1 protein-coding gene and 1 pseudogene are annotated in these 1,555 nt (G+C 55.8%); both read left to right on the forward strand.

What is annotated here, in order from left to right:
* The first annotated feature begins 549 nt into the window (after window positions 1-549).
* Window positions 550-1,113: an FMN reductase gene (msuE, locus tag AC1DRJ_RS27150; RefSeq protein ID WP_477804863.1), complete on the forward strand. Its 564-nt coding sequence runs from the start codon at window positions 550-552 to the stop codon at window positions 1,111-1,113.
* A 302-nt stretch (window positions 1,114-1,415) separates the two neighbouring features.
* Window positions 1,416-1,555, forward strand: a pseudogene (locus AC1DRJ_RS27155) (acyl-CoA dehydrogenase family protein); the annotation flags it as partial.

Genomic DNA, 1,555 nt, shown 5'->3' on the forward strand with positions numbered 1-1,555 from the left:
CCTGGAAGGACAGGCTACGACGATTCAACTCTTCAAGCGCCAATTCCCTGGATTCTTCAGCGGTGTAGGGCCGTAATTCTGGTGAAACATGGCTGGTACATCCGGCAAGCACGGAGATAGCGAGCAGCAAGAGTGTGGCGATTAGAGGTTTCATTTTAGCGTCCTGCATCTGGGTTCTGGGCAATGAACACAGGCTACTCGCGCCGTTTCACGAGCAGAAATCAACGCTCTCGATAGTGGCTATCGACTTCGCTAGACACACTCGAACCGCAACGTTAAATATTCTTTTAAGGTCTATTAATAGTTGTTAAATGTCTTTTGAGGAATAACAAACAACCTTTATAACAGCGCCAGAACTTTAGGAACTGTTGCTCAAGCAACTGTTTGCCTGGCAACAGTCATCCAGCAATAGCCCTGAAAACAGTACAAAGTCTGCCAACAAACATGCTCAAAGCCCCAGAAACAGGGCCCCGATGGATTGGTATAGCTCTTGCTCAAGCAAAGGACTACTCACTGCTCCCCGAGCAACTGTTGAAAAAGGAACTGATCATGTCCCGTGCACTGAAAGTCGTTGCCCTCTCGGGCGGAACCTGGCGTCCATCGCGCACTCTTGTGCTGACTCAGGCGCTTCTGAGCGAGCTGTCGGAGCAACTGCCGATTGAGAGCAAACTGATCGAACTCGGCGACATCGCCCGCCCCTTGGGTGCAGCCCTCTCGCGACAAGAGTTGAGCGCCGAAATTGAAGCAGAGCTGCAAGCCATCGAGAACGCYGACCTGCTGATCGTCGCCGCGCCGGTTTATCGCGGCTCCTATCCGGGGTTGCTCAAGCACTTGTTCGACCTGATTGACCTCAACGCCCTGATCGACACGCCGGTACTGCTGGCCGCCACCGGTGGCAGCGAACGACACGCGCTGGTCCTCGATCATCAGTTACGCCCATTGTTCAGTTTCTTCCAGGCCCTGACCTTGCCGATTGGTGTCTACGCCACCGAAGCCGATTTCTCCAACTACCAAATTATCAGTGAGCCCTTGAAGGCCCGCATTCGCCTCGCAGCAGAACGCGCCGYGCCGTTGTTCGGCGTACAGCCTAAAAATCTGCTGAAAATCGCTTAAGGACTTTTTCATGGATGCTTTCTGGTTCCTGCCCACTCACGGTGACGGCCATTACCTGGATGTGCGGCCTAACAAAGCCAAGGCCTGACGCACAACCCTACTTGGGAAATGGGCGCTTTGTGGCGAGGGGGCTTGCCCCCGTTCCGCTGCGCAGCAGTCGTTACACCGGTTGACGCAGAGCATCAAAAATTGCTCGGTCGCCAGGTTTCAGGGGCGCTTCGCGCGCCAACGGGGGCAAGCCCCCTCACCACAAAAGCCGGCCCCAACAGGGGATTTGTGTCGAATTTATGAGGAGCCCCCGCGTGACCGCCAAGCCGCACAGCACACTGTTATCTCCCTTGCACACCGCCCGCCAATTGGCCGCCGGTTTTGCCCTGACCGCCGTCGAGCGCGACGAGCGCGGCGGCACGCCAAAAATTGAACGCGATGCCTTGCGCCACAG

This window comes from Pseudomonas sp. P5_B2 (genome assembly GCF_056400445.1).